The sequence below is a fragment of the Streptomyces sp. NPDC001373 genome, assembly GCF_042895815.1.
GTDB lineage: Bacteria > Actinomycetota > Actinomycetes > Streptomycetales > Streptomycetaceae > Streptomyces.
Genome location: NZ_JBIAWQ010000002.1, coordinates 391,266 through 413,637 on the forward strand (window position 1 = coordinate 391,266; position 22,372 = coordinate 413,637).

A 22,372-nucleotide genomic window follows, 5' to 3' on the forward strand; every position below is an offset into this window, starting at 1 on the left:
CCGCAGCCTAAGCCGGTGTCACCAGCCGTGTCTCGTAGGCGTACACCGCCGCCTGCGTGCGGTCCCGCAGCCCCAGCTTCACCAGGATGCGGCTCACATGCGTCTTGATCGTGGACTCCGCGACCAGCAGCCGGTCGGCGATCTCCGCGTTGGACAGCCCCTGCGCGATCAGCACCAGCACCTCCGTCTCCCGCTCCGTCAACTCCCCCACCCCCGCCGGATCCGGGGCCCGCCGCACGTCCGAGAGCTTCGAGAACTCCGTGATCAGCCGCTTCGTCACCGAAGGGGCCAGCAGCGCCTCCCCGGCCGCCACCACCCGCACGCCCTCCGCCAGCTGCCGGGCAGACGCGTCCTTCAGCAGGAACCCCGACGCCCCCGCCCGCAGCGCCTGGTACACGTACTCGTCGAGGTCGAAGGTCGTCAGGACCAGCACCTTCGCGTCCGTGTCGGCCGCCACGAGGTGCCGTGTCGCCTCCAGGCCGTTCATCTCCGGCATCCGGATGTCCATCAGCACCACGTCCGGCCGCAGCGCCGCCACCTGGGCGATGGCCTGTCGGCCGTCGACCGCCTCGCCGACGACCTCGATGCCCTCCATCGCGTTCAACAGGACGGAGAAGCCCTCGCGGACCATCATCTGGTCGTCGACGATCAGCACCCGGATCGTCATACCGGAGCCTCCTCGGGCCGCGGCCGGCTGCGCACCGGCAGGAACACCGCCACCTCGTACCCGCCGCCGGAGCTCTCCCCGGCCGTCATCTCCCCCTCCAGCATCGCCACCCGCTCCCGCATGCCCGTGATCCCGTGCCCGGCGCCCGGCGAGGGCCGGACGTCCCCGACCGCCGGCCCGTTGACGACCCGTATCCCCAATCCGCCCAGCACGTAGGAGATCTCCACCCCGGCCACCGCGCCCGGGGCGTGCCGCAGGCTGTTGCTCAGGGCCTCCTGGACGATCCGGTACGCCGACAGCTCCACCCCCTGCGGCAGCTCGCGCACCGCACCCGTGACCGTCTTCTCCACGCTCAGCCCGGCTTCCCGCACATTGGCCAGCAGCCCGTCCAGGGAGGCCAGCGTCGGCTGCGGCGCCTCGGGGGCCTCGTAGTCCGCGGACCGGACCACGCCCAGCACCCGGCGCAGCTCCGTCAGCGCCGCCACCGCGTTCTCCCGGATGGTGGCGAAGGCCGCCTCCAGCTCCGGCGGCGGGTTCTTCACCCGGTACGGGGCCGCCTCCGCCTGGATCGCCACCACCGACATGTGGTGGGCGACCACGTCGTGCAGCTCGCGGGCGATGGTCGTCCGCTCCTCCAGCAGGGTCCGCCGGTCGCGCTCGACGGCCGTCACCTCCTGCTGCGCGGTGACCTCCTGCTTCGCCTCCCGCCGGGTGTTGCGGACCGTGACCGCCAGGAGCGCCACCGCCGAGATGACCGCCATGGGCGCCGGCTGCACCGAGTCCCCCGAGCCGGCGAGGACCGGCAGGACCGTCCCGAACAGCAGCGTGACGACCCACATCCACCCGGCGACCCGGGGCCGGGTCCGCAGCGCCACGAAGGTCATCACGGCGAGATGACCGGTGAACGTGGCCGGCGACCACGGCCAGACCATGATCCGGTCCTGGAGGACGGAGAGTACCGCGGTCACGGCCAGGGCCGCCCAGAACGCCCCTACGGGCCGCACCAGCGTCATCAGCACCGGCGCCGCCGCCAGCACCCCGATCACCAGGGACTGGACCGGAGGCATCCTGTCGAAGTGCTCGGTGTTCCCCAGCAGGAACACGAACAGCGCCGCCGCCCCCACCGCCGCGTGCGGCAGGTAGGCCGCCCTCGGACGCATCCGCCGCGGCAGCAGCCGGGGCAGCCGCCCGTCCGTCCGCATGGGGGGCAGGGGCCGGTAGGCGAAGGCGTCCGTCAGGAGGTCTTCCCGCAGGCTCCGGATCAAGCCCGAAGCCAGCCGCAGTTCGGGAGGCCGGGGGGTCGCCCCGGTGGTCGTCTGGGTCATGTCCTCACCGTAGGCCGGGGCCCGGCTGGTCCGCGTCGCCGCCGAAGGGGATTTCCCGGGGTCCCCCTCAGGTACTACGCCGGCCCGTCAGTAGCCCGCCGGACGGACCAGACCCGTCTCGTACGCGAACACCGCCGCCTGCGTGCGGTCCCTCAGGCCCAGTTTCACCAGGATGCGGCCCACATGCGTCTTCACCGTCTGCTCGGCGAGCACCAGGTGCCCTGCGATCTCCGCGTTGGACAGCCCCTGGGCGATCAGCGACAGCACCTCCGTCTCCCGCTCCGTCAGGTCCTGGATCCGCGCCCTGGACGGCCCCCGCGGAGCGCCCAGCCGCGAGAACTCGGTGATCAGCCGCTTCGTGATGTTCGGCGACAGCAGGGCCTCGCCGGCCGCCACCACCCGTACCGCCTCGGCCAGCTGCTCGGCCGACGCGTCCTTGAGGAGGAACCCGGAGGCACCCGCGCGCAGCGCCTCGTACACGTACTCGTCCAGGTCGAAGGTGGTCAGCACGAGCACCTTGACGGCGCAGTCCGGCGCGCCCGTGATGATCGAGGTGGCCTCGATGCCGCCCATCCCCGGCATGCGGATGTCCATCAGGACGACGTCCGGTCCGAATTCGGCGGCCTTCGCCACGGCGTCCGCGCCGTCGACGGCCTGGCCGACCACATCGATGTCCGGCTGGGCGTTCAGGAGCACGGTGAAGCCCTGCCGGACCATCATCTGGTCGTCGGCGATCATCACCCTGATCGGAGTGCTCATACGTCCTTCTTCGTCTCGTAGGAGGACCCGCCGGGCGGGTCCATGGGAAGGACGGCGCTCACCTCGTACCCGCCGTCGGGGCGCGGCCCGGCGGCCAGTTCACCCCCCAGCATGCCCGCCCGCTCCCGCATCCCGAGCAGCCCGTGCCCGGCTCCCGGCGAGGGCGGGGCCTGCCGCGTCGGGGCCGAGTTCGCGACGCACAGGTGCAGTTCGCGCGGCCCGTACGCGATCCCGACCTCCACCCGGGAACCGGGCGCGTGCCGCAGGCAGTTGCTCAGCGCCTCCTGCACGATCCGGTACGCCGTCAGCTCGACGCCCGGGGTCAGCGCCCGGCATATGCCGGCCACCTCGGTGGTGACCTCCAGCCCGGCGCCGCGGACGTTGTCCACGAGCCCGTCCAGCTCGGCGAGGGTGGGCTGCGGGTGGTGCGGGCCGGCCGGGTCGTCGGGCTGTTCGGACCGCAGCACGCCCAGCACCCGGCGCAGCTCCGTCAGGGCTTCCAGGGCGTTCTCCCGTATGCCCGCCAGGTTCTCCTTCAGCTCCTCGGACGGGTTCTCCACCAGGTGCGGGGCGACCTGCGCCTGGATGGAGATCACCGACATGTGGTGGGCGACCACGTCGTGCAGTTCGCGGGCGATGCGGCTGCGCTCCTCCAGGAGGGTCCGCCGGGCCCGCTCCTCCTCGGTCAGGGTCTCCTGCACGACGAGCTGGCTGCGGGCCAGCCGCGTCGCCCGCAGGGCGTACCCGAGGAGCCCGGCGAAGCCGAAGACGAGGAGCGCGCCGATCGTGCTGCTCTGGCTGTGCTCCGGCTTGAAGAGCACCTCGGCCGCGCCGGTGTACGCGGCGGAGACGCCGATGACCGCAGCCGTCACCCGCGGCGGCACCCGCAGGGCCACCAGCAGCACCAGCGGCGCGAAGGCGAAGGGCCCGATCGGGGTCCAGGGCCAGGTCTGCTCCGGCCCGGCGCTGCCGTGGACGGTCCAGGCGATGAACCCGGCCGTCACCAGCCCGAGCCACCAGGCGGCGACCGGCCGGAACATCGCCGCCACGACGGAGAAGCCGGTGAACAGGGACAGGACGACGATGCTCGGATCGTGCACGTCGTAGAGGTCCTGGAGCTGAGCGGACGTCATGAACCCGAAGAACAAGGCCGTGTAGCAGACCAGGGCGTGCGGCAGCCGGGCCAGCCAGCGGGGCCGCTTCATCGGGGGCAGCGGGTCCCGCCCGAGGGTGAACAACTGCCGGCCCACCCCATGCAGGGTGCTTCCGTCCCGGACGGGGGACAGGGATGGGGACGGGACCGGGGGACCGCTCTGCTCCTTCACGACGCCCAGCCTAGGCACGGGTGATCACCGGGTCCGGTGCCGGGCGGCGGCCACCGCCGGGGCTGGCGGCTTCCGCAGCGGCGGCGCGGCCGGCGGCCCGGGGCCGGGGCCGGGGCCGCTCGTGAACCCGGAACGCGGCCCAGCAGACGCCCAGGGCGGCCGCGAACACCGGCAGCCACAGCAGCCGGACGGCGATCCAGCCCGCCGAGCCGGGCACCGTGTGCAGCCCGGGCAGATCCGTGGAGACCAGCAGCCCGAGGGCGGTGACGGCCATCATCGAGGTCTGGTGCCAGAGGAACACGGTCATCGCCGACAGGTTCAGCAGGGCCACCTTCGCCCAGGTCCGCGGCCGGCGCATCACCCGGGCCAGCGGCTCGCGCACCAGCAGGGCCAGCCCGCACTGGGCCAGGCCGAAGGCGGCGGCGGCCAGCGTCGGCGGGTTCAGGTTCGATATCGCCGCCCCGGGCACCCCCACCATGGACGCCGGGTACCCGCCCCAGAGGACCAGAGCGGTGGTGGCGGCGGCCCCACCGCCCAGCAGGAACAGGGCCCCACGACGCCGGGCGAACGCGCCCCGGGCCCAGGCGGCCCCCAGGGTGTAGGGGACGAGCCAGCCGGCGGCGACATTGACCCAGCCGGCCCACTGCGGGCCGCCGAAGCCGAACCGCCAGGCGTCGACCCCCGCCACCACGGCCAGCGGCCACACGGGGCTGAGCCGGACCACCAGCGGAGTAGCGGCGGTGAGCGCCGAGAACACCAGCAGGAACCACAGCGGCGACCACACGAGCGTGAGCAGGGTCCGCACGGTGTCCCACTCGGCCCCGCCCAGCAGCAGCCCGCCCGCTACCACCGCCCACAGGGCGATCACCGCCGCCACGGGACGGAACAGCCGTCCCAGGCGCTGCCCGACCCAGGCCCCGTACGCGACCCCGCGCGCCCGCGCCGAGGCGTACCCCTGAGCGGCGACATGACCGCCGACCAGGAAGAACACGGCCAGGGTCTGGAACACCCAGGACACCGGGGCCAGCCAGGGCATGTGCACCAGCGGGCTCGTGCCGTGCAGGGTGCCGTCGTCGGTCGTCAGGGCCGTGACCAGCCAGTGCCCGAGCACCACACCGAGGATCGCGAGGGCCCGCAGGGCGTCCACGGACCGGTCCCTCCCGGCCGGGGTCGCCCGGTCGACGCGCTCCGCGAGCACGGCCCAGCGGTCGCGTACGTCACGCATGAGGGGCCTCCGAACCGAGGACGATGCGGGCCAGGCTGTCGAGGGAGGCGGTGCCGGGCTTGAGGTAGTCGCTGTGCCCGGCGGTGCCCGCGGCGAAGATCCGGGCGCCGAAGGCGGGGTTCACGGGATCGGTGCCGAACCCGATCCCGCCGAGCCGGACATGGGGAACGTTCCCGATCCAGTCGCCGCTGCCCCGGCCGGCCCAGACCCGGGCGCGGGTCGGCAGTTCGGCGGCGGAGGACGCCCCCGTGCCCGGGCTGCCGAACAGGGCCAAGTCCGCCACGTCGGAGCCGGTCGCCGTACGGGCGCAGACCACCGAGCCGTAGGAGTGGCACAGCAGCGACATCCTGGCGCCCGACGGGGCGAGCTCCCGCAAGCGGGTGAGGAACGGACTCAGTTCGGCGGCGGCCCGGTCGGCGCGGTCGGCGGTCAGCACCGTGGTGCTGACCGTGCCCGGGGTGTCGTACCCGAGCCAGGCGACCACCGCGGAGCGCGGGTGCTCCTGCGCAAGCCGCCGTTGGAGGCTGAGCGCGCCGTCCCGGAAGCGCCGGTAGGTGTCCAGGGTCGTGTCGGAACCGGGCACCAGCACCGCTATCCGGTCGGCGGTGCCCGGATCGCCGAACACCTCCACGGCCCGGCCTCTGCCCCGCCCGTCGAAGTCGAGGAACCGGGCTCCTTCCGCTCCCGCCGACGCCATCTCCCGCAGCTTCGACGCCCGCCCGCCGCGGCCCGCCGCCTCGGCCATCCGCGCCGAGGCGGCGAGGTTGGCGAGGTTGGCGGCATAGCGCTCCTGCGGGGAGGCGGACGCGGCGAGCACCGCCGGCGCGGGCGCCGGCACCCGGGGGGACGCGGCGGCGGACACGGGGACGACCACGGCCGCCGCGACCAGCGCGGCCAGCAGCGTGCGGCCGATCCGGCCGCCCCGTCCACGACGCACGCCCCCGCGAACGCCGTTGCCGCTCCCACTGCCGAGACTGCTGGTCATGGCGGTGCCCCCCGTGCTTCGTTCCCGATCGGGCACTCGCCCGCTCCGGTATCGAAGTTAGGAACCGGCACCCCTGGTCGGCGTCCCGCTGCGGAGCGGGCTTCGGGGGTGGCTCTCAGGTATGACATGCCCTACCTGAGAGCCAGTTGCCCCGAGGCAGGCAGGCAGGCAGGCCGACAGGCCGACAGGCCGGCCGGGACGGGCGCTCGGCTAGGGTCCGGGAATGAGCAACGACGACTGGCGGCACGACCGCATCGGCAGCGCGCACCGAGGGCTGAACCCCACCGTCCTGCGCCGCCTCGACGCCGGATTCGCCGCGATCGGGGACCGGCAGTTCCTCCCCGGCTACTCCGTCCTGCTGGCCGACGACCCGGCGGTGACGCGCCTCTCCGACCTCCCGCCGGCCCGCCGGAGCGCGTACCTCACCGACCTGGAGCGGTTCGCCGAGGCCGTCGAACGCGCCTGCGCGCGCCTCGACCCGGCCTTCCGCCGCGTGAACATCGAGATCCTCGGCAACACCGACCCGTACCTGCACGCGCACATCTGGCCCCGCTACGACTGGGAGCCCGCCGACCTCGTCCGGATGCCGGTCTGGCGCTACACGGACGAGGAGTACTGGCGCGGCGGGCGCCACGCCCTGGCGCCCCGCCACGACGCGATGCGGGCCGCCATCACGGAGGAACTGGACCGCCTCGTCGCCTGACCAGGGGCCCTGCCCGCAGCCACGTGGCGGCTACGGCGCCGAAGCCGCCACCCGCACCCCGAAGCCGATCAGGACCACGCCCGTCACCCGGTCCATCGTCCGGCGGACCCGAGGCCGGGCGAAGAAGCGCCGGGCGCGCGAGAGCACGTAGACGTACGTGCCCAGCCAGGCCAGGGTCAGCAGCACGTGGACCAGCACGAGCAGGGCCATCCCCGCCGTCGGGCCCAGGCCCGGCGGCGCCAGGGTGGGGAGCAGCCCCGTGTAGAACACGGCGATCTTCGGGTTGAGGGCGTTGCCGACCAGCCCGGTCCGCCACGCGCCGCCCCGGTCGGGCCGGCCCGGGCCCCCGCTACCACCCGCGTCCCCCTCCGCCGGGGCCTGCGTGCCCGTCCCCGGCCGGCGCAGCGACTGGACGCCGAGGAAGCACAGGTACGCCGCCCCCGCCAGCTTGACCACCAGGTACACCTCCGCCGAGGCGGCGAGCAGCGCCGCGAGCCCGGCCACGGTGAGGGCGCCCCAGAGCAGCAGTCCGGCGGCGACCCCGCCGACGGTGCGCAGCCCGTCGGCCCGCCCCCGGGTGACGGCCCGCCGGGTCACGAGGGCCATGTCGGGCCCTGGTACGAGGGTCAGCAGGGCCAGGACGCCGGTCGCCGCCGCGAGTTGCGTGAGCACGCGGCTCAGTCTGCCACCCGGTCGGCCGACAGGAGCTCGACGTAGCCCGCCCTCCAGCGGGGCGCGGGGTCCTGTCCAGGGCTGGTCCAGTACTCCCGGGCGGCGACGACCTCCCCGTCGCGTACCGTCCACAGGGAGACGGCCCGGTACAGGACGTGGTCCTCGGGTATCTCCACCTCGGTGACGACGAGGTCCTCGTCCGCGAGGATGCGCAGGACTTCCACCGTGCCGACGGACCGTTCGCCGGCGGCGGGGCCCTCGTCGCTGAGCACGGAGACGAAGTTCGCCCGGCCCACGATGCGCTCCCCGCTGACCGGCCATTCGATGACCGCGTCCTCGGCGACGAGTGCGGCCACGCCGTTCCAGTCGCGTGCCCCGATTCGCTCCCACAGTCGTGCCACTACCCTCGACGGCTCCATGTGCCGCAGTGTGCGGTGGGGTGCTCGTGCCCAACAAGCTCTGCCCGCAGGCTTATTGACTTCGACACATTCGATGCGCCTCAGCCGTCGCCGGGGCCGGAGGCGGTGAGTGTCGCCAGGGCCTCCGACAGGCGTTCCAGCGCCGCGGCGGTCTCCGCGAAGGCCGTCTCGCCCAGCAGGGAGGCCAGGCGGGCCGCCAGTTCCGCGTGGCCCGGGTCGATGCGGGCGATCGCGGCCCGGCCCTCCTGGGTCGGGCGGAGCAGTTTCGCGCGGCGGTGCGCGGGGTTCGGGACGTACTCGGCGAGCCCCTCGGCGGTCAGCAGGTCCGCCACCCGCTGCACGCTCTGCCGGGTGATCCCCATCCGCCGGGCGATCCCCGCGACGGGCAGCGGCTCCGTCAGCACCGCGCCCAGCACCTGCCACCACGCGGCCGTCAGCCCCGCCGGGCGGGCCAGCTCCTCGGAGACAGCCAGGAACTGCCCGTTCAGCCGGAAGACGCCGAGCGCGGTCCGGCTGAGCAGGCCCTGCCGCTCCCGCCCGGACAGGGGCTCCGCCGGCACCAGGTCAGGCATCGCCGGCCTCCGCCGCCGCCATCAGGACCGGGAAGGCGCTCGCGTCGGAGTCGTGGAACAGCCGGTACCACGCGTCCAGCACCTCCGGCCTGTACACGCCCAGCCGGGCGAAGACCTCCCGGGCGAAGGCCACCGGCTCGGTCGGGCCCGCCGTGATCAGGTCCCCCGCGGTGACCGCGTCGGCCTCCACGTACCGGTCGGCTCCCCCGTACCCCGGTTGGGCGCCGAGGTAGGCGGCGGCCGCGCTGGTGTGCGGGCGGTCGTCCAGCAGGCCTTCGCGGGCGAGGCCCGCCGTGGCCCCGCAGATGGCCGCGACGGGCACCCCGGCCGCGAGGAACGCGCGGGCCTTGGCGGCGAAGGGGGCCAGCTCGTCACCGGCGTCCCACAGCTGCGCACCCGTCAGGATCAGCAGCGAGGAGTCCTCGGGGTGCAGGTCGGCGAGGGGCAGGTCGGGCTGGATGCGGACGCCGCCCATGGTGGTGACCGGTACCCCGGCCAGCGGGCCCACCGTGCGGATCCGGTGGCCGCGCTGGGTGAGGTGCGCGGTGGTGTGGCCGGTCTCCCAGTCCGCGTACGTGTCGTAGACCGCGAGGTGGACGGGCTTGGCGGCCGTGGTGCCGGTCGTACCGCTCATGGGACGCCTCCAGGGCGGAAGACGGTGGAAGAGGGTAGAAAACGGTGGAAGAGGTCGGGAGAGGGCGGAAGGCGGCAGGAAAGGCGAAAAACGAGGAAAGAGGGATGGAGGGGACGACACCACGCTCCCATGATGACAGCATGCTGTCAATCGAGTCTGGGGCAGACAGACTGCCGAGGGCGGCCCCCCACCCCCATACAGTCCGCCGATATCCCTTCCCACCTGCGCACTTCTAGCGTGGCGCCATGACCCCTCATGTCACCGGCGCGTCCGTCAAGGCCGCCGACCGCGCTCACGTCTTCCACTCGTGGTCCGCCCAGGCCCTGATCGACCCGCTGGCCGTCGCCGGGGCCGAGGGCTCGTACTTCTGGGACTACGACGGGAACCGCTTCCTCGACTTCTCCTCCCAGCTGGTCAACACCAACATCGGCCACCAGCACCCCAAGGTGGTCGCGGCCATCCAGGAGCAGGCCGGCCGGCTCTGCACCCTGGCGCCCGGGTTCGCCGTGGACGTCCGCTCCGAGGCCGCACGCCTCATCGCCGAGCGCACCCCCGGGGACCTCGACAGGATCTTCTTCACCAACGGCGGCGCCGAGGCCGTGGAGAACGCCGTCCGCATGGCCCGGCTGCACACCGGCCGCCACAAGGTGCTGTCCGCCTACCGCTCGTACCACGGCGCCACCGCCGCCGCGATCAACCTGACCGGCGACCCGCGCCGCTGGCCCTCGGACACCGCCTCCGCCGGCGTCGTGCACTTCTGGGGCCCGTTCCTCTACCGCTCGCCCTTCCACGCCACCACCGAGGCCGAGGAGTGCGAGCGCGCCCTCGCGCACCTCGCCGACACCCTCGCCTTCGAGGGCCCGCAGTCCGTCGCGGCGGTCATCCTGGAGTCGGTGCCCGGCACCGCCGGCATCATGACCCCGCCGCCCGGCTACCTGGCCGGCGTGCGCGAGCTCTGCGACCGCTACGGCATCGTCTTCATCCTCGACGAGGTCATGTCCGGCTTCGGACGCACCGGCAGGTGGTTCGCCGCCGAGCACTGGGACGTCACCCCGGACCTGATCACCTTCGCCAAGGGCGTGAACAGCGGCTACGTGCCCCTCGGCGGCGTCGCCATCTCCGGCGCCATCGCCGAGACCTTCGCCACCCGCCCCTACCCGGGCGGACTGACCTACTCCGGCCACCCGCTGGCCTGCGCCGCCGCCGTCGCGACGATCAACACGATGGCCGAGGAGGGCATCGTCGAGAACGCCGCCCGCATCGGCGCCGAGGTGATCGGCCCCGGGCTCGCCGAGATCGCCGAGCGGCACCCGTCGGTCGGCGAGGTCCGCGGGCTCGGCACCTTCTGGGCGGTGGAGCTCGTACGGGACAAGGAGACGCGTGAGCCGCTCGTGCCGTACAACGCCTCCGGTGCCGACAACGCGCCCATGGCCGAGTTGGCGTCGGCCTGCAAGGCGTCCGGTCTGTGGCCGTTCGTCAACATGAACCGGACGCACGTCGTCCCGCCGTGCACCGTCACGGAAGCCGAGGCCAAGGAGGGCCTGGCCCTCCTGGACGAGGCCCTGACGGTCGCCGACCGGCACACCGCGGGAGGCTGATCATCCGCATAGCGGTCGGTACCTCCGGACAACGGCGGGGAACCGATCGGTTTCGGCCGCGCTGCCTGGCCTAAGGTGTCCGAAGTTCTACCGAGGAGACGGACCCCTATGCCAGGCAGCGGTGGTGTCACCCGCAGCACCCTGCGACAGCAGATCGCGGACGCGCTGCGCGACGAGGTGCTCGCGGGCCGTCTGCCCCCGGGCACCGAGTTCACGGTCAGGCAGATCGCCGAGCAGTACGAGGTCTCCGCGACCCCGGTGCGCGAGGCGCTGGTCGACCTCGCGGCGCAGGGCCTGCTGGAGTCGGTGCAGCACCGGGGCTTCCGGGTCCGGATCTACACGGTCGACGACTTCCGGGGCATGATCGAGGCCCGGATGCTGATACTCGACGGGATCTTCCGCCGACTCGTCGAGTGCGGGACGGCGCCCGGTTCCGCCGAACGGCTGGTGTCGGTGCGCCGCCGCGCGGAGGAGGCGCGGCGGGCGGCGCGCAGCGGTTCGCTCGAAGTGCTGATCGGCTACGACCTGCGGTTCTGGCGGGAGCTCAGCGGGCTGGTCGGCAACACCTACATCACCGAGTTCCTGCACCGGATCCGCGTGCAGTGCTGGGTCTTCTCCGTGCCGCACCTCCAGGAGGTTCCCGAGCTGGGGAACGCGCTCTGGGACAAGCACGGGGAGCTGGTCGACGCGGTGACGCTGGCCGACGCCGAGGCGGTGCGCCGCATCGTGCGCGGGTACAACGAGCACGGGCTGGCCTGGGCCGGGACCCTCTGAGGGACCCGTCCGCCGCCGCACCGTCGCGCCGGGTTCTGCGCACCCCTTCGCGGAGCGTGTCCGGCGCACTACGCTGGCCGGATCGGCGGCAACGACTGATCGGAGCCCGCGTGGCCTGTGACCTGTGGCTGGTCCCCCTTGTCGACGTGCTGTGCCACAGCCCCGACAACCCCTTCGCGGAGGAGATCGCCGCGTACGACAAGGCGCTGGGCGAGGCGGGTCTGCCGTCGGTGCCCGTGTTCGCCTACATGCCGGGCCTGAGCGGGGACGTGGCCCCGGTGGCCGGTTTCGACTACGACGCCCTGCACTTCCTGCGGCGGGCGTACCTGCTCCAGATCTGCGGGCTGCCGGTGACCCCGGTCGACGAGCTGGGCGGGGACTACGAGCAGCTGCTGGAGATGTTCGAGTCCACCGCGCAGCAGTCGCACCTGGTCTGGCACTACGACCACGCCGGGGCGTACGTCCCGGTGGACTTCCCGGCGCCGCTGGCCAACGAGGAGCTGCTGGCCGGCGGCGGCCCGCTGGGGTCGGCGCAGGGGCTGCTGCGGGAGCTGGCCTTCGTCGCCCCGGCGATCGGGATAGACCCGGCCAATCCTCCCGCGGCGCCGGCGCCGCCGGGCGGCCCGACGGCGCTGGAGGAGCCCGCGGGACCGATCCCGTACGACGAGAGTCCCTTCGCGCGGGAGCGGCACGTCTGGCTGGGCCTGCATGCGGCGGCCACCCGGAGCCTGGGCCAAGGCTCCATGATCATCTTCAGCTGACCCCCCGGGCCCGGGCCCCCGCCCCGCACTCCGCGGACCTCAGCGGGGCTGCTCCGGAGGACGCTGGCGGGGCATGTTCGGGCGGGTGCCCGGGGGGAGCGGGAAGCGGGCCGGGGGCACACCCGGGTCCGGGCGGGCCGGGCTGGCGGCCAGGGACTGCATGGCCAGCGGCGCCGGCCCCGCCCGGAACTCCACCATCCAGTCGGCCGTCTCGGAGCGCACCAGTTCCGCCACGTCCTCGGAGAACCTGCGCAGCACCGTCAGACAGCGCTCGGCGGCCTCGCTCGCCGTGCCCTCCGTCGGCCCCAGCACCTCGCGCACGTTCTCCGAGGCCCAGTCGAACTGGAGCGTCTGGAGCCTGCGCTGCACCGCCTGCGCCGTGGCCACGTCCCGCATCCACCCCGACGTCAGGCCGAAGAACCGGTCGCAGGCCAGGCAGGCCGCGGCCAGCAGCAGCGAGAGGTAGCCGTACGGGGCCACGCCCGGCGCCGACCCGGTCAGCTCCAGCAGCGGCATCGCGGCGCCCGTGACGGCGCCCAGGGCCGCGCCGGCCCGCAGGGTCCGCGCGCCCCGGCGCTTCCAGGCGCGGTCCGACAGGTACCACTCGGCGGTGCGCAGGGCGTCGGCCTCCACCCGCCGGTAGAGCTCGTCGAGCCGTTCGGCGGGCTCGCCCCAGTCGCCGAGGGGGAACGGCCGCCCGGTGAGGTCGCCGTCCTCTGCGGGATCCCGGGGTGGCCCCTCGGGCTGCATCTCCGGCTGACTCACCCGGGCACTCCCTCTGCCTGCACTGACGTGTCGTGGTGCGCGTGTGCGCAATGGTGCGCATGCTCTTCCTACCTTCGAATGACACGCGATGGACAACGAATCCCCGGTTTTCCGCCCGCAAGGAGGTCTCCATCAGGGACGCGCACGCCCCGTCTCTCACCCGAAAGAGTTGGTCCTCCCGGCGTAGGGCGCGCCGCCCGGGGAGCACGTAGGCTCGGATTGACCGAGCGTTCCCGACGGCCGCAGCCAGGCCGATGCGCAGATGGAGTGAGTACCCGTGATTCCCGGTGGTGGCCAGCCCAACATGCAGCAGCTGCTCCAGCAGGCCCAGAAGATGCAGCGCGACCTCGCCACGGCCCAGGAGGAACTGGCCCGGACCGAGGTCGAAGGCCAGGCCGGCGGCGGCCTGGTGAAGGCGACCGTCACCGGTTCCGGTGACCTGCGGGCCCTGGTCATCGACCCGAAGGCCGTGGACCCGGAGGACACCGAGACCCTCGCCGACCTGGTCGTCGCGGCGGTCCAGGCGGCCAGCGAGAACGCCCAGGCGCTCCAGCAGCAGAAGCTGGGCCCGCTGGCCCAGGGCCTGGGCGGCGGCAGCGGCATCCCCGGCCTCCCCTTCTAGCCCGCCCCTTCCCGTCCCGCCCCCGTTCCCTGTAGAACACAGCACCAGAACCGAAAGAAGGCAGTCCGTTGTACGAAGGCGTGGTCCAGGACCTGATCGACGAGCTGGGCAGGCTGCCCGGCGTCGGGCCCAAGAGCGCGCAGCGGATCGCCTTCCACATCCTGCAGGCCGAGCCCACCGACGTCCGCCGCCTCGCGCACGCGCTGCTGGAGGTCAAGGAGAAGGTCCGGTTCTGCGCGGTCTGCGGGAACGTGGCGCAGGAGGAGCGGTGCGGCATCTGCCGCGACCCGCGCCGCGACGCGACGGTGATCTGTGTGGTGGAGGAGCCGAAGGACGTCGTCGCGATCGAGCGGACCCGCGAGTTCCGGGGCAAGTACCACGTCCTCGGCGGGGCGATCAGCCCGATCGAGGGTGTCGGCCCCGACGACCTGCGCATCCGCGAGCTGCTGGCGCGGCTCGCGGACGGGACGGTGACCGAGCTGATCCTCGCCACCGACCCGAACCTGGAGGGCGAGGCGACCGCCACCTACCTCGCCCGCATGATCAAGCCCATGGGCCTGAAGGTCACCCGCCTGGCCAGCGGGCTCCCCGTCGGGGGAGACCTGGAGTACGCGGACGAGGTCACGCTCGGGCGGGCCTTTGAAGGAAGGCGACTTCTTGATGTCTGACGCAACGCTGCACGCCCTGGGACAGGATCCGGACGACTTCGCCGCCTCGATCGCGGACCAGATCGAGTCCTTCATCGTCGCGGTCACCGAGGTGGCCAAGGGCGAGGACCCGGACAGCGCCGTTCCCTTCCTCCTCCTGGAGGTGTCCCAGCTGCTGCTGGCGGGCGGCCGGCTGGGCGCGTACCAGGACGTCCTGCCCGACGAGCGCTACGAGCCCGACCTGGGCCCGGAGCCGGACGTGGACGTCCTGCGCGAGCGCTTCGCCGTGATGCTGGAGCCCGTCGACGTGTACTCCGAGGTCTTCGACCCGTACGAGCCGCGCAAGGCGCCGGTCGCGCACCGGATCTCCGACGACCTGGCCGACGTGGTCGCCGACCTGCGGCACGGGCTCATCCACCACCAGGCGGGCCGGGTCACCGAGGCGCTGTGGTGGTGGCAGTTCTCGTACTTCACCAACTGGGGGCCGACGGCCTCGGCCACCCTGCGCGCCCTCCAGTCGCTGATCTCGCACGTCCGCCTCAACCAGCCGCTCGCGGCCCTCGACGGGCTGGACACGGACGAGGACATCACCGAGGAGGACCTCGTGGAGCAGGCGGGGCAGGTCATGGAGCAGGAACTCGGTAGGCTCGGCCGTACATAATCCCATCTCATGATGTGGTACGAGGCGGTCGGATCGCGGCCGCTCGTTAGACTGCACCCGCAATGAGACGGACCGAGCGAGGAGCGCACGTGGGCCTTGTCGTGCAGAAGTACGGAGGCTCCTCCGTAGCCGATGCCGAGGGCATCAAGCGCGTCGCCAAGCGGATCGTGGATGCCAAGAAGAACGGCCACCAGGTGGTCGTCGTGGTTTCCGCGATGGGCGACACGACGGACGAGCTGATCGATCTCGCCGAGCAGGTATCGCCGATGCCTGCCGGGCGCGAATTCGACATGCTGCTGACCGCCGGAGAGCGGATCTCCATGGCCCTGCTGGCCATGGCGATCAAAAACCTGGGCCACGAGGCCCAGTCGTTCACCGGCAGCCAGGCAGGCGTGATCACCGACTCGGTCCACAACAAGGCGCGCATCATCGATGTGACGCCGGGCCGTATCCGCACCGCGCTGGACGAGGGCAACATCGCCATCGTCGCCGGCTTCCAGGGTGTGTCCGCGGACTCCAAGGACATCACCACTCTCGGCCGCGGCGGCTCGGACACCACCGCCGTGGCGCTGGCCGCGGCGCTGGACGCCGAGGTCTGCGAGATCTACACCGACGTCGACGGCGTCTTCACCGCGGACCCCCGCGTCGTGAAGAAGGCCCGGAAGATCGACTGGATCTCCTCCGAGGACATGCTGGAGCTCGCGGCCTCCGGCTCCAAGGTGCTGCTGCACCGCTGCGTCGAGTACGCGCGCCGCTACAACATTCCGATCCACGTCCGTTCGTCCTTCTCCGGACTGCCGGGTACCTGGGTCAGCAACGAGAAGCCCGAGTCGCAAGGGGACGAGCAGGTGGAGCACGCCATCATCTCCGGAGTCGCCCACGACGTCTCCGAAGCCAAGATCACCGTCGTCGGCGTTCCGGACAAGCCGGGCGAGGCCGCGGCGATCTTCCGCGCCATCGCGGACGCCGAGATCAACATCGACATGATCGTCCAGAACGTGTCGGCGGCCTCCACGGGCCTGACGGACATCTCCTTCACCCTCCCCAAGACCGAGGGCCACAAGGCCATCGACGCTCTGGAGAAGGCGAAGGCGCAGATCGGCTTCGACTCCCTGCGCTACGACGACCAGATCGGCAAGATCTCCCTGGTCGGCGCGGGTATGAAGACCAACCCGGGCGTCACCGCCTCCTTCTTCCAGGCGCTGTCCGACGCGGGCGTCAACATCGAGCTGATCTCCACCTCGGAGATCCGCATCTCGGTGGTCACCCGCCAGGACGACGTGAACGCCGCCGTCATCGCGGTCCACACGGCCTTCGGTCTCGACTCCGACAGCGACGAGGCGGTCGTCTACGGAGGCACCGGACGATGAGTCCGCACCGGTCGGCCCCGGCCCCGGCGCTCGCCGTGGTCGGGGCGACCGGGGCGGTCGGATCGATCCTGCTCCAGATCCTGTCCCAGCGGGCGGACGTCTGGGGCGCCATACGCCTGATCGCCTCCCCGCGCTCGGCCGGCCGCGTGCTGACCGTCCGCGGCGAGGAGACCGAGGTGCTCGCCCTCACCGAGGACGCCTTCGAGGGCCTCGGCGCGGGCGACGTCGTCCTCTTCCTGACTCCGCCCGAGGTCTCGGCGCGCTGGGCGCCCGTGGTCACCGCGCGCGGGGCCGTGGTGGTGGACCAGTCCGCCGCCTTCCGGGAGGACCCCGAGGTGCCGCTGGTGGTGCCCGAGGTCAACGCCCGTGCCGTACGGAGCCGCCCGCGCGGCATCGTCGCGGGCCCGGACTGCGTGACCGCCGCGATGATCGCCGCCCTGGGCGCGCTGCACGCCGAGTACGGGCTGGTCGAGCTGGCCGTCTCCTCGTACCAGGCCGCGAGCCGGGCGGGCCGGGCCGGTTCCGAGGCGCTGCGGCGCCAGCTGTCGCTGGTCGCCGGGAGCCCGCTGGGGGAGCAGCCCGGGGACGTGCGCCGGGCCGTGGGCGAGGACACGGGGCCGTTCGCGGCTCCGCTCGCGCTGAACGTGGTGCCCTGGTCCGGTGAGCTGCGCGCGGACGGCTGGTCCTCGCACGAGCTGGCCGTACGGGCGGAGACCCGGCGGATCCTCGGCCTGGAGTCCCTGCCGGTCTCCGTGACCTGCGTCCAGGTCCCCGTGGTGACCGGGCATTCCCTGACCGTGCGGGCCCGCTTCGAGCGGGAGGTGGCCGCGGCGCACGCCCGGGAGGTCCTGGAGGCGGCGCCCGGGGTGGTCCTCGTGGACGATCCCGCAGCGGGCGAGTGGCCGACGCCGGCGGACGCGGCCGGGACGGACCCGGCCTGGGTGGGCCGGCTGAGGGGCTCGCTCGACGACGCCCGGGCGCTGGAGTTCTTCGTCTGTGCGGACAATCTCCGCAAGGGCGCCGCGCTGAATGCCGCTCAGATCTCGGAACTGATCGCGGGTGAATTCGCGTAATTCGCTTTGTAGGATCGGCTTCGATCCCTTGATCAAGGTGATGGCCCGACTGCCGCCTGGATAAATGGGGCAATCGGGAAGAGCGGGTACGCATGAAGGCAACGGGGAAATTGCTGAATACTCTGCCTCGCGCGTACAACCCTGACGGGGGGACGCGTGTCCAACGGGCGTGGCAGAGGCACTCTTGGACTTCGCCGTCGTACCGGCGCGCTCGGGGATCGCTCCCCCGCGCCGGCGCACCGGCGCTTACGGCGGCTCTCCTGTGAGAGTGCCCGTCCCGCAGGCCGGCGCGCCCGCCGCCGCGCCGCCCGCCGGGGCGGTCCCTGGCGGCCGCGTGCCCTCGCCCCGCGATAGCGCGGCGCCGGCCGGCGCCGCCGACGGGGCCGCGGCACCCGCCGTCGCGGGGGAGGCCGCCGCGCCGCCGGTCGTGGCCGGGACCACCGTCGACCACCTCACCGAGACCTACCAGGCCCACTACCGCTCGCTCCTCGGTCTGGCCGCCCTCCTCCTCGACGACACCGCCTCCTGCGAGGACGTGGTCCAGGAGGCCTTCATCCGCGTCCACTCCGCCCGCAACCGGGTGCGGGATCGCGACAAGACCCTGGCCTATCTCCGCCAGACCGTCGTGAACCTCTCGCGCTCGGCACTGCGCCGCCGCATCCTCGGCCTCAGGCTGCTGTCGAAGCCGATGCCGGACATGGCCAGCGCGGAGGAGGGTGCGTACGACCAGCTCGAGCGCGACGACCTGATCAGGGCCATGCGCGGACTCCAGCGCCGCCAGCGCGAGGTGCTGGTGCTGCGCTATTTCGCGGACATGACGGAAGCCCAGGTCGCCGAGACGCTCGGCATATCGCTCGGCTCGGTCAAGGCGTACGGATCGCGGGGCATTGCCGCGCTGAGGGTGGCGATGGAGGCTGCGCAGTCATGAGGGACGACCACGGGAACCCGTCGCACCCCGCCGGTCCGGTTGCGGCCGACGAGCAGGTGCTCCGCAGCCTCTTCGCCGGGGCCGTGCAGGGCCTCGAACCCTCCGACGGGGCCCTGGAACGGCTGCGCCACGCCGTGCCGGCACGCCGGGCCCGCAAACGGCAGGCCCTGCTCGGGGCGGCGGTCGCGGTGTTCCTGGCCGGCACCGCCGTCCCGGCGGCGCTGCACCTGGGCGACGAGGACGAGGGCGGCAGTGCCGCCGGGCACTCGGCGATGGCGGGCCACGGCGAGGCGCAGGGCCCGCGCCCCGGCGACCCGTGGGACGGAGACTCCGGCGGCGCGGCCCGGCCGCATCCCGCCCGGTCCGTCGGCGAGGACCAGGGTCCGACGGCCGGCGCTACGGGCGAGCGGCCCTCGCCGCAGCCCGGCGGATCCCCGTCCGGTGGCGTGACGGCGGGCCCCTCCGACAGCGGAGCCCCCGCGGCCGCGGCCGGCAACGGCCCGCAGCACCCGGCCGGGGCGGCCCCCGGGTGCACCGCCGACCAGCTCGGGGTGGCGGGCAGCGCGCGCGCCCCCGAGGCCGACGGCAAGGTCTACGGCGTTTTCAAGGTCACCAACGTCTCCGCCAAGGGCTGTACGGTCACCGGCCCCGACACCGTGACGGCCGCCTCGGTGGCCCACGGCCCGCCTCCCGCACAGCCCCCCGGGGTGACGGTCACGGGCCACAAGGCCGGGGACCCGGCGAGCGGGCTGCCCGACCCCTCGGCGGAGGCCCCGGCGCTGCTGCTCCAGCCGAAGCAGGCGTACGAGGTCCTCTTCGCCTGGGTGCCCTCCCCGCAGTCCTGCCCGGCGGCCCCGGGCCCCTCGGCCACGCCCGGGCAGCAGGACGGTACGGCGCAGAGCCCGGCGGACCGGACCGACGGCGGTTCGGCAAACACCCCGGCCGGCGCGGCGGCGGACACCCCGGCGGGGGCCGGCGACACGGCCGGCGGAACGCAGCGGCCGAGCGGACCGGTCGACCCGGACCGGGCCGGAGTGGCGGTCTCCCACGCCCCGGCCACCGCCACGGGCGCCCCCGTCACCCAGACCACCATTCCGCAGGCCTGCGGGGGCACGGTCTACCGGACGGGACTCATTCCGCAGCCGGCGCCGTAGCGGGAGCAGCCGCCTTCGCGGGGGCGGCGGCGGGCGCGCCCGCCGGGCTCCCGGCCGGCAGCAGGCCCGCCTCGGCGTCACGCAGGGTCTCCACCTCGCGCCGGTAGAACCGGAACCACATGAAGAGCACGAAGGCGACGAAGACGAACCACTCACCGGTGTAGCCGAGGTTCTGGAAGGCCTTCAGGTCGAGCCCGGTGTTGCTCGGCGCCTCCGCCGGGACGGGGACCATCCCGTCCGACGCGGTCTGCACCGTCAGCCAGGCGTCGTAGAGCGGGTCCTGCACCAGATTGACCAGCGTGGCCGCCCCGATGACCCCGAGCTGGCCCGGCGGCAGCCCGCCCTGCGCGTGCACGCCCTTGGTGCCGGAGTTCTCCGAGGCCTGGAGGGCCCCCGTCACCTCGACCCGGCCGGCCGGCGGGGCCGGGGCCTTCGCCGCGTCCGCCGTACCCGGCATCCAGCCCCGGACCACGGGGACGCTCCTGCCGGAGTCGGTCCGCAGCAGGGTCAGGACGTAGAAGCCGCGCCTGCCGTCGAGGTCCCGCTCGGGGACCAGCAGCTGCCGCCCGTACTCGCCGGCCGCGGAAGCCAGCCGTCCGGAGGTCCTGGTGTCCACCGGCAGCAGCGAGTCCAGCGGCGCGGCCGTCTCCGCGGCGGGGCGCCCGGAGGCCGCCTCCCGGTGGCTGCCGACACGGTCCTCGAACCGGCCCAGCTGCCAGGTCCCCATGAACAGGCAGAAGGGGATGGAGAGGGCGACGAAGACGTTGATCCCCCACCAGCGCGGGGTCAGGAGAAACCGGTGCACCCCACCAACGGTACGGGGGGTGCACCGGGGGCCCGGTGCCGGGTCAGCGCGGCAGCCCTTGGGGCAGGTGCTTCAGGGCGAATTCCAGCTCCATCCGGACCTGCTTGATCCGCTCCTCCACCACCAGCGAGCCGTGCCCCGCGTCGTAGCGGTACACCTCGTGGACCGCGCCGCGCGCCACGAGCCGGTCGACGTAGTGGTCGATCTGCCGGATCGGGCAGCGCGGATCGTTCACGCCCGCCGCGATGAACACGGGCGCCTTCACCGCGTCCACGTACGTCAGCGGCGAGGAGGCCTCGAAGCGCTCGGGTACCTCCTCGGGCGTGCCGCCGAAGAGGGTGCGGTCCAGGGACTTCAGCGCCTCCATCTCGTCGTGGTACGCCGTCACGTAGTCCGCCACTGGTACGGCGGCCAGCCCCACCGCCCAGTCGTCGGGCCGCGTCCCGATGCCCAGCAGGGTCAGGTAGCCGCCCCAGGAGCCACCGGACAGCACCAGCCGCGCGGGGTCCGCCAGGCCCGAGGAGACCGCCCACGCGCGGACCGCGGAGATGTCCTCCAGCTCGATCAGGCCGACCCGGTGCTTGAGGGCGTCCGTCCACTCCCGGCCGTAGCCCGTCGAGCCCCGGTAGTTGACCCGGACCACCGCGAAGCCGTGGTCCAGCCAGGCCGCCGGGGCCGCCGCGAAGGAGTCGGAGTCGTGCCAGGTGGGCCCGCCGTGGATCTCGAAGACGGTCGGGAAGGGGCCCTCGCCGTGGCCCGCCGGGCGCTGCGCGAGCGCGTGGATCCGCCCGCCCGGGCCCTCCACCCACACGTCCTCCACCGGCACCGAGCCCGGGGGCCGGAACCCGGGCGGGTCCAGCACCACCCCGCCCGCGGTGGACCGTACGGAGGCCGGCTCGGCGGCCGAGGACCACTGGTACTCCACCGTCCCGTCCGGGCGCGCCGTGGCCCCCGACACCGAACCCGGGGGAGTGGCCACCCGGACGAGCTCCCGCGCGGCCAGGTCGTAGCGCCACAGCTCGTCGCGCGCCTCGAAGCTGTGCTCGATGAGCAGCGCGGTCCCGTCCGGGTACCACTCGGCGCTCACGTCGCCCGGGAGCTCGATCGCGAGGTCCTCCTGGGCGCCCGTGGCCACGTCCCAGACCATCGGCTCCCAGCGGCCGCGCCGCTGGTGTCCGACCAGCAGCCGGGTGTCCCCCGGGACCGGGGCGAAGCCCAGCACCTCCAGGCCCAGCTCCTCGGTGCCGCCGCGCGAGTCGTCCAGCTCCGCGACGGTGGTCCCGTCGAGGGTGACCACGCGCAGCGCGGAGTGCATCGCGTCGCCGTGCTCGGTGTGCTCGATCGCGACCAGGGTCCCGTCGCGGGAGAGGTCGCCGACCCCGGCCGACTCCCGGTGCCGGTAGATCACGGCCGGGGCGCTGCCGTCGGGCCGGACGACGTGGATCGTGGAGCCGTCCTCGTCGGTGGACCGGCCGACCACCGCGGTCCCGTCGCGGCCGATGGCCAGCCCGGCGGGGTAGGAGGGTTCCAGACCGGGCGTGGCGGGCTCGTCGGGGCCACCCGCGAAGGGCTGGCGGACCCAGGTGCCGAACTCGTCGCCGTCGGTGTCGGAGAACCACCAGATCCACTCCCCGTCGGGGGAGAGGGTGCCGTCGGTGGTGCCGTTGGGGCGGTCGGTGGCCTGGCGCTGCGTGCCGGTGGCGCGGTCCCACGCGTAGAGCTCGTAGGTCCCGGTGGCGTTCGACACGAAGAGCGAGCGGTCCGGGGCGTCCTCCGCCCATTCGGGCAGTCCCACGCGCGGGGCCCGGAACCGCTTCTCCCAGTCGGGCATCTCGGAAGCGGGGGTCCTGCCGGGGGTCCCGCCGGTGGTTCCGCCCGTGGTCAGATCGCTGTCGCTGCTGGTCATGCCCTCCATTCTTGCCTGACCG

Annotated in this window: 24 protein-coding genes; 11 read left to right on the forward strand and 13 right to left on the reverse strand. The window is 73.5% G+C overall.

Features of this window, described 5'->3' with window-relative positions:
• Positions 1-7: 7 nt before the first annotated feature.
• The 6 genes from ACFY15_RS07210 to ACFY15_RS07235 form a co-directional block, all read right to left on the reverse strand.
• Entirely contained in the window at positions 8-667 is a 660-nt protein-coding gene (locus tag ACFY15_RS07210) for a response regulator (protein WP_390688170.1), read from the reverse strand.
• On the reverse strand, positions 664-1,992 hold the full coding sequence (locus tag ACFY15_RS07215) for a sensor histidine kinase (protein ID WP_390688169.1): 1,329 nt from the start codon (positions 1,990-1,992) through the stop codon (positions 664-666). Before ACFY15_RS07215 ends, ACFY15_RS07210 begins: the two co-directional genes overlap by 4 nt.
• 87 nt (positions 1,993-2,079) lie before the next feature.
• Positions 2,080-2,751, reverse strand: a complete 672-nt coding sequence (locus ACFY15_RS07220) for a response regulator (RefSeq protein ID WP_390688168.1) — start codon at positions 2,749-2,751, stop codon at positions 2,080-2,082.
• A complete protein-coding gene (locus tag ACFY15_RS07225) occupies positions 2,748-4,001 on the reverse strand; it encodes a sensor histidine kinase (RefSeq protein WP_390688167.1) in 1,254 nt (417 codons plus the stop codon). The genes ACFY15_RS07220 and ACFY15_RS07225 overlap by 4 nt, the downstream gene beginning before the upstream one ends.
• An 85-nt stretch (positions 4,002-4,086) precedes the next feature.
• Complete coding sequence (locus ACFY15_RS07230) at positions 4,087-5,301, reverse strand: acyltransferase (protein WP_390688166.1); 1,215 nt, start codon at positions 5,299-5,301, stop codon at positions 4,087-4,089.
• A complete protein-coding gene (locus ACFY15_RS07235) occupies positions 5,294-6,286 on the reverse strand; it encodes an alpha/beta hydrolase (protein WP_390688165.1) in 993 nt (330 codons plus the stop codon). The genes ACFY15_RS07230 and ACFY15_RS07235 overlap by 8 nt, the downstream gene beginning before the upstream one ends.
• Positions 6,287-6,509: 223 nt before the next feature.
• On the opposite strand from ACFY15_RS07235, the gene ACFY15_RS07240 reads away from it, so the two are divergent.
• Positions 6,510-6,989 (forward strand): HIT family protein, encoded by a 480-nt coding sequence (locus ACFY15_RS07240; RefSeq protein WP_390688164.1) that lies wholly within the window; start codon positions 6,510-6,512, stop codon positions 6,987-6,989.
• 30 nt (positions 6,990-7,019) lie between these two features.
• On the opposite strand, the gene ACFY15_RS07245 is transcribed toward ACFY15_RS07240, so the two are convergent.
• From ACFY15_RS07245 to ACFY15_RS07260, 4 genes are all read right to left on the reverse strand, one after another.
• Positions 7,020-7,661, reverse strand: coding sequence for a LysE family translocator (locus ACFY15_RS07245; protein WP_390688163.1), 642 nt, complete (start codon positions 7,659-7,661; stop codon positions 7,020-7,022).
• A 5-nt stretch (positions 7,662-7,666) separates the two neighbouring features.
• Positions 7,667-8,080: a nuclear transport factor 2 family protein gene (locus tag ACFY15_RS07250; protein ID WP_390688162.1), complete on the reverse strand. Its 414-nt coding sequence runs from the start codon at positions 8,078-8,080 to the stop codon at positions 7,667-7,669.
• A gap of 80 nt (positions 8,081-8,160) precedes the next feature.
• Positions 8,161-8,652: a MarR family winged helix-turn-helix transcriptional regulator gene (locus tag ACFY15_RS07255; RefSeq protein ID WP_390688161.1), complete on the reverse strand. Its 492-nt coding sequence runs from the start codon at positions 8,650-8,652 to the stop codon at positions 8,161-8,163.
• The gene (locus ACFY15_RS07260; RefSeq protein WP_390688160.1) at positions 8,645-9,286 is read right to left on the reverse strand and encodes a DJ-1/PfpI family protein; all 642 of its coding nucleotides are present in this window, start codon (positions 9,284-9,286) and stop codon (positions 8,645-8,647) included. The genes ACFY15_RS07255 and ACFY15_RS07260 overlap by 8 nt, the downstream gene beginning before the upstream one ends.
• Before the next feature lie 245 nt (positions 9,287-9,531).
• On the opposite strand from ACFY15_RS07260, the gene ACFY15_RS07265 reads away from it, so the two are divergent.
• The 3 genes from ACFY15_RS07265 to ACFY15_RS07275 all read left to right on the forward strand — a co-directional run bounded on the left by ACFY15_RS07265 (position 9,532) and on the right by ACFY15_RS07275 (position 12,419).
• Positions 9,532-10,884 carry an aspartate aminotransferase family protein gene (locus tag ACFY15_RS07265; protein WP_390688159.1) on the forward strand — a complete coding sequence of 451 codons (1,353 nt, stop codon included), beginning with the start codon at positions 9,532-9,534 and terminating at the stop codon, positions 10,882-10,884.
• Between the two features lie 108 nt (positions 10,885-10,992).
• Positions 10,993-11,658, forward strand: coding sequence for a GntR family transcriptional regulator (locus tag ACFY15_RS07270; RefSeq protein WP_390688158.1), 666 nt, complete (start codon positions 10,993-10,995; stop codon positions 11,656-11,658).
• A gap of 110 nt (positions 11,659-11,768) precedes the next feature.
• A complete protein-coding gene (locus tag ACFY15_RS07275) occupies positions 11,769-12,419 on the forward strand; it encodes a hypothetical protein (RefSeq protein WP_390688157.1) in 651 nt (216 codons plus the stop codon).
• Positions 12,420-12,458: 39 nt separating this feature from the next.
• Here ACFY15_RS07275 and ACFY15_RS07280 read toward each other — a convergent pair whose 3' ends face one another.
• A complete protein-coding gene (locus tag ACFY15_RS07280) occupies positions 12,459-13,184 on the reverse strand; it encodes an SLATT domain-containing protein (RefSeq protein WP_390688156.1) in 726 nt (241 codons plus the stop codon).
• 277 nt (positions 13,185-13,461) lie between these two features.
• Here ACFY15_RS07280 and ACFY15_RS07285 point away from each other — a divergent pair, with 277 nt between their 5' ends.
• The 7 genes from ACFY15_RS07285 to ACFY15_RS07315 all read left to right on the forward strand — a co-directional run bounded on the left by ACFY15_RS07285 (position 13,462) and on the right by ACFY15_RS07315 (position 19,639).
• Positions 13,462-13,806, forward strand: a complete 345-nt coding sequence (locus ACFY15_RS07285; protein WP_390688155.1) for a YbaB/EbfC family nucleoid-associated protein — start codon at positions 13,462-13,464, stop codon at positions 13,804-13,806.
• Positions 13,807-13,874: 68 nt separating this feature from the next.
• Positions 13,875-14,474, forward strand: a complete 600-nt coding sequence (gene recR / locus ACFY15_RS07290; RefSeq protein ID WP_042816380.1) for a recombination mediator RecR — start codon at positions 13,875-13,877, stop codon at positions 14,472-14,474.
• Positions 14,467-15,114: a DUF5063 domain-containing protein gene (locus ACFY15_RS07295; RefSeq protein ID WP_390688154.1), complete on the forward strand. Its 648-nt coding sequence runs from the start codon at positions 14,467-14,469 to the stop codon at positions 15,112-15,114. The genes recR and ACFY15_RS07295 overlap by 8 nt, the downstream gene beginning before the upstream one ends.
• An 89-nt stretch (positions 15,115-15,203) precedes the next feature.
• Positions 15,204-16,484 carry an aspartate kinase gene (locus ACFY15_RS07300; RefSeq protein WP_007264986.1) on the forward strand — a complete coding sequence of 427 codons (1,281 nt, stop codon included), beginning with the start codon at positions 15,204-15,206 and terminating at the stop codon, positions 16,482-16,484.
• Positions 16,481-17,557, forward strand: coding sequence for an aspartate-semialdehyde dehydrogenase (locus ACFY15_RS07305; RefSeq protein ID WP_390688153.1), 1,077 nt, complete (start codon positions 16,481-16,483; stop codon positions 17,555-17,557). Before ACFY15_RS07300 ends, ACFY15_RS07305 begins: the two co-directional genes overlap by 4 nt.
• Before the next feature lie 169 nt (positions 17,558-17,726).
• Positions 17,727-18,485 carry a SigE family RNA polymerase sigma factor gene (locus ACFY15_RS07310; RefSeq protein WP_390688152.1) on the forward strand — a complete coding sequence of 253 codons (759 nt, stop codon included), beginning with the start codon at positions 17,727-17,729 and terminating at the stop codon, positions 18,483-18,485.
• Positions 18,482-19,639 (forward strand): hypothetical protein, encoded by a 1,158-nt coding sequence (locus ACFY15_RS07315; protein ID WP_390688151.1) that lies wholly within the window; start codon positions 18,482-18,484, stop codon positions 19,637-19,639. Before ACFY15_RS07310 ends, ACFY15_RS07315 begins: the two co-directional genes overlap by 4 nt.
• On the opposite strand, the gene ACFY15_RS07320 is transcribed toward ACFY15_RS07315, so the two are convergent.
• Both ACFY15_RS07320 and ACFY15_RS07325 read right to left on the reverse strand, forming a co-directional pair.
• Entirely contained in the window at positions 19,617-20,444 is an 828-nt protein-coding gene (locus ACFY15_RS07320; RefSeq protein ID WP_390688150.1) for an SURF1 family protein, read from the reverse strand. The genes ACFY15_RS07315 and ACFY15_RS07320 overlap by 23 nt on opposite strands.
• Before the next feature lie 43 nt (positions 20,445-20,487).
• Complete coding sequence (locus tag ACFY15_RS07325; protein ID WP_390688149.1) at positions 20,488-22,359, reverse strand: prolyl oligopeptidase family serine peptidase; 1,872 nt, start codon at positions 22,357-22,359, stop codon at positions 20,488-20,490.
• Positions 22,360-22,372 lie beyond the last annotated feature (13 nt).